The sequence below is a fragment of the Methylobacterium sp. E-025 genome, assembly GCF_022829705.1.
Taxonomy (GTDB): Bacteria; Pseudomonadota; Alphaproteobacteria; order Rhizobiales; family Beijerinckiaceae; genus Methylobacterium.
On the sequence record NZ_JAKSYR010000197.1, the window covers coordinates 1 to 4,207 of the forward strand.

At 72.0% G+C, this 4,207-nt stretch carries 6 protein-coding genes; 4 read left to right on the forward strand and 2 right to left on the reverse strand.

Translation table 11 applies throughout. The annotated features are described in order from the left end of the window. Positions 1 to 374: KUP/HAK/KT family potassium transporter (locus tag MKK64_RS27440; protein WP_243938906.1), on the reverse strand; the 374-nt coding region annotated here is incomplete at its 3' end. 229 nt (positions 375 to 603) lie between these two features. Beyond that, positions 604 to 849, reverse strand: a complete 246-nt coding sequence (locus tag MKK64_RS27445) for a pentapeptide MXKDX repeat protein (protein WP_243938900.1) — start codon at positions 847 to 849, stop codon at positions 604 to 606. Between the two features lie 218 nt (positions 850 to 1,067). Between MKK64_RS27445 and msrA the strand changes: the two genes are divergently transcribed. From msrA to MKK64_RS27465, 4 genes are all read left to right on the forward strand, one after another. Then, positions 1,068 to 1,808 carry a peptide-methionine (S)-S-oxide reductase MsrA gene (gene msrA, locus MKK64_RS27450; protein ID WP_243938902.1) on the forward strand — a complete coding sequence of 247 codons (741 nt, stop codon included), beginning with the start codon at positions 1,068 to 1,070 and terminating at the stop codon, positions 1,806 to 1,808. Positions 1,809 to 1,897: 89 nt separating this feature from the next. Continuing rightward, positions 1,898 to 2,179: a DUF6516 family protein gene (locus MKK64_RS27455; RefSeq protein ID WP_243938904.1), complete on the forward strand. Its 282-nt coding sequence runs from the start codon at positions 1,898 to 1,900 to the stop codon at positions 2,177 to 2,179. Beyond that, a complete protein-coding gene (locus tag MKK64_RS27460; protein WP_243938145.1) occupies positions 2,176 to 2,535 on the forward strand; it encodes a helix-turn-helix domain-containing protein in 360 nt (119 codons plus the stop codon). Before MKK64_RS27455 ends, MKK64_RS27460 begins: the two co-directional genes overlap by 4 nt. A 142-nt stretch (positions 2,536 to 2,677) precedes the next feature. After that, positions 2,678 to 3,985, forward strand: coding sequence for an MFS transporter (locus MKK64_RS27465; RefSeq protein ID WP_147843768.1), 1,308 nt, complete (start codon positions 2,678 to 2,680; stop codon positions 3,983 to 3,985). Positions 3,986 to 4,207: the final 222 nt, after the last annotated feature.

The window sequence follows — 4,207 nt, forward strand, 5'->3', positions numbered from 1 at the left end:
GCGCCGTCGCCGTAGAGAAGCGCCGCGCCGACGAGCCCGACCACCAGCAGCAGCGCCTGCCAGGTGCCGGCCTTGGCGTGGCGGGCGCCGAGCAGCGCCAGCATCGCGACGATGCCGCCCTCGCCGCGGTTGTCGGCGCGCAGGATCAGCACCGCGTATTTCAGCGAGACGATCAGGATCAGCGCCCACAGGATCAGCGAGACCGCGCCGGTGGCCGCCGCCGCGACCGGCGCCCCGCCGGAGATGCCGGCCTTCACCGCCTCCTTGAAGGCGTAGAGCGGGCTGGTGCCGATGTCGCCGTAGACGACCCCGAGCGCCCCGAGCGTCAGCGCCGGCCCGGCCGCGTGCCGCACCGCCCCGGGCTTTCGCGCCACCGGGGCGACCGGAAGGCCGTCTTTCTCCGCGAGGGGGACGGCTTGGCTCACGCAGGGTGCCCTCGGATCGGAGATCGCCCCGACGCTGCCCGGATCCGCGAGCCCCTTCAAGAGGCCGAGGCCGCCGAATGCGCACGGCCCACGGCGATTTGTTCCGATCGCCTAGGGGGCGGCTCCCGCGCAGGCGCTCGAACCGCGGCCGGCCGGCGCCGGCCGCGGGCGCGGGGCCCTACCTCTTCATCGGGGCGGCCTTCATCGAATCCTCGCTCATCGCATCCTTCTTCATGGAGTCCTTGGCCATCGAATCCTTGTGCATTGCGTCTTTGTGCATCGAATCCTTGGCCATGGAGTCCTTCCGCATCATCTCGTCCTTGTGCATCGCGTCCTCCGACATCGATTCGGCGGCGTGGACCGGAGCCGAGAGCGCGAAGGCGGCAAGCAGCAGGGCGGCGGTGGCGGCGCGGGGGTGGCGCATGATCGGACATCCTTCAGGACGGGACACAATCGTCCCGGTGCAGCCCGTTCGACCGTGTTTTGCCACCGGTTACGCGGTGCCCGTCCCCCGCCAGGCCGGCCTTTCCCGCCCTCGTTCGCCCTTTGGCGGGGCCGCGTAACCGCGCACCCGTCGCCGGCGAAGAGGCCCGACGGGGCGCGATCGCCGCCTCGCATCGCCCGATCCCTACGGAGACCGCCATGTCCCTGACACCCAAAGCGTCCGGCCTGCGCGGGGTCGCGCTCGCGACGGTCGCGGGCCTCGCCCTGATGGCCGGTGCGGTCTCGCTGCGCGGCCTCGCCCATGCGGAGGAGCCCGGCCGGCGCCTGCCGGAGGCCGCCGTGACCGCCCGGGAGACCGCGAAGGAGACCGGCCTGCGCACCGCGACGCTCGCCGGCGGCTGCTTCTGGGGCGTGCAGGGGGTGTTCCAGCACGTGCGCGGCGTCCGCCGGGCCGTGTCGGGCTATGCCGGCGGCGACGCGTCGGATGCGCGCTACAGCGCGGTCAGCACCGGCGGCACCGGCCATGCCGAGGCGGTGCGCATCACCTACGATCCCAAGGTGATCCGCTACGACGAGCTGCTGCGGATCTTCTTCTCGGTGGCGCTCGACCCGACGCAGGTGAACCGCCAGGGCCCGGATTCCGGCCCGCAATACCGCTCGGCGATCTTCCCCGCCGACGCGGAGCAGGCGCGGGTCGCCGAGGCCTACATCGCCCAGCTCGACGCCGCGCACGCCTACGCGAAGCCGATCGCCACGCGGATCGAGCCGGGCGCGACCTTCTACCCGGCGGAAGGCTACCACCAGGACTTCATGGCGAGCCACCCGAACCACCCCTACATCGCCGCCAACGACGCGCCGAAGCTGCGCGACCTGCAGGCGCTGTTCCCCGAGCGCACCGCGCCGGAGCCGGTGCTGGTCGGCGGCCGCCCGCCGGCCTGAGGACGTCTCACGGGCCGAATCGGCCACCGGCCCGGCACGGGTGTTGTCATCATTGACAACACCCGTGCCGGGCCGCTGGGGATGGCACCATGACGGCGGTGCTGACCGAGAAATCCCGCACCGTCCTCAGCAACACCGCCTTCTTCGAGGTGACGCTCTGGCATGTCCCGGCCCCGGTCCCGGGCAGCCTGCATGCCTTCAAGTACCGGCTCGCCCTCGTCGTAAACGGCACGTGCGTGCTTCGCTACGACAACGAGCGCGGCAAGGGCGATCACCGCCCTATCGGATCGCGGGAGGACCGGTTCGCCTTCACGAGCCTGGAAGCCCTCTTCGACGCCTTCGAGGCCGACATGAGAAGGATCCTGGGATGAGCATTCTGACGGTCGGCATCGGATCCGTGGCGGATGCGAGGACCCGCTTCCTCGAGGCGGCCGCCGATGCCATGGCCGGGCACGCCGCTGCCGCTGCGCCGACGATCTACTTTGCCAGCTACGATGCGTTGCATCGCGTCCTCGCGCCGTCGCGCCTGGCGATCGTCAAGGCGATGGCGGGCCAGGGACCGCTCGCCATCCGCGAAGTCGCCCGGCGGGTCGGTCGCGACGTCCAGGCGGTGCATCGGGACGTGGTGACGCTGGCGGAGGCCGGCGTCGTCGACCGGTCGGACGCGGGCGTGACCTTCCCCTACGACCGGATCCATTTCGAGTTCGACGTCGGCGCCGCCGCCTGAGCGCGGGCGAGCCGGTCCCTGAGGGCCGCCCCCGCGCACCGCGACAATCCTGCACCCTTCCCCCCTCCCGTGCCGCCGGCGCCCTTGTCCTGCCGCTCCGATCCGCGCCAGGATCGCCGGGTCGGCGAAAGGGGACCGGATCATGGCTGTGGCGTCGGGACCCGGAGCCCCAAACCCCCTCGACCTCGTGCCGATCGAGGATGCCAGCCTCGGGGCGTTCTACCGGAGCATGACCACGCCCGAGCGGCGCACCTTCTGGGCCTGCGCCGCCGGCTGGGCGCTCGACGGCATGGACTTCATGATCTACCCGCTGGTGATCGGCACGATCATCAGCCTGTGGAGGGTCGATCCGGGCACGGCCGGCCTCGCCGCCACCGTCACGCTGCTGGCCTCCGCGCTCGGCGGGTGGCTCGCCGGCTTCGTCGCCGACCGCATCGGCCGCGTGCTGACGCTGCAGATCACCATCCTCTGGTTCTCGGTCTTCTCGCTGGTCTGCGCCTTCGTGCAGAATTTCGAGCAGCTGCTCGTCGCCCGCGCGCTGCTCGGCCTCGGCTTCGGCGGCGAGTGGGCGGCCGGCGCGGTGCTGATGGGCGAGACCATCCGGGCGCAGTATCGCGGCCGGGCCGTCGGCTCGGTGCAGTCCGGCTGGGCGATCGGCTGGGGGATGGCGGTGCTGTCGCAGGCGGTGCTGTTCTCCTATCTCCCGCCCGAGAGCGCGTGGCGCTGGATGTTCGCGATCGGCGCGCTGCCGGCGCTGCTGGTGTTCTACCTCCGCCGCTACGTCGCGGAGCCGAAGGTCGCCGCCGAGACCCGCGCCAGGGCGCGCGCGGCCGGCGAGGAGCCCAAGCTCTGGGAGATCTTCGCCGGCCCGCTGCTGCGCACCACGATCCTGGCCTCGCTCGCCGCCGCCGGCTGCCAGGGCGGCTACTACGCCATCACCACCTGGCTGCCGCGCTACCTCACCACCGAGCGCGGCCTGTCGATCGTCTCCTCCACCGGCTACCTCTCGGCGCTGATCGTGGGCTCGTTTGCCGGCTACCTCGTCGGCGCCTGGCTCGCCGACCGGCTCGGGCGGCGCCCGCTGTTCCTGATCTTCTCGATCGGCGCGATCCTGGTCATCGTCGCCTACACCCAGCTGCCGCTCTCGAACGCGGTGCTGTGGGTGCTGGGCTTCCCGCTCGGCTTCTTCGCCTCGGGCTACTTCTCGGGGATGGGCGCCTTCCTCACCGAGCTCTACCCGACGCGGCTGCGCGGCTCGGGCCAGGGCTTCTGCTACAATTTCGGGCGGGGCCTCGGCGCGCTGTTCCCGTTCCTGGTGGGCGAGCTCTCGAAATCGATCGGCCTCGCCTCGGCGATCGCGGTCTTCGCCGCGGGCGCCTACGGCGTGTTCTTTCTCGCCGCCTTCGCCCTGCCGGAGACGCGGGGGAAGGTGCTGCACGCCGACGGGTAGGGGGACGGGTTTGTCCCTCCCCCCTCTGCGGGGGAGGGTGGGCCTCGCGTCAGCGAGGGTCGGGAGAGGGGAGCGACCTCTCCGGACAACGCGCTCCCCTCTCCCGACCCGCTGCGCGGGCCACCCTCCCCCGCTCAGGGGGAGGGAAAGACTGCGTCGAGTTCGGAGGAGAGGACGCCATGATCCCGATCCGCGATTGCCCCGCCCCCGATCCGCATCCCG

Excerpts from the sequence above, each read along its gene's own strand:
- msrA (WP_243938902.1), top strand. The coding sequence starts at position 1,068 with ATGTCCCTGACACCCAAAGCGTCCGGCCTGCGCGGGGTCGCGCTCGCG.
- MKK64_RS27445 (WP_243938900.1), bottom strand. The coding sequence starts at position 849 with ATGCGCCACCCCCGCGCCGCCACCGCCGCCCTGCTGCTTGCCGCCTTC.
- MKK64_RS27465 (WP_147843768.1), top strand. The coding sequence starts at position 2,678 with ATGGCTGTGGCGTCGGGACCCGGAGCCCCAAACCCCCTCGACCTCGTG.
- MKK64_RS27460 (WP_243938145.1), top strand. The coding sequence starts at position 2,176 with ATGAGCATTCTGACGGTCGGCATCGGATCCGTGGCGGATGCGAGGACC.
- MKK64_RS27455 (WP_243938904.1), top strand. The coding sequence starts at position 1,898 with ATGACGGCGGTGCTGACCGAGAAATCCCGCACCGTCCTCAGCAACACC.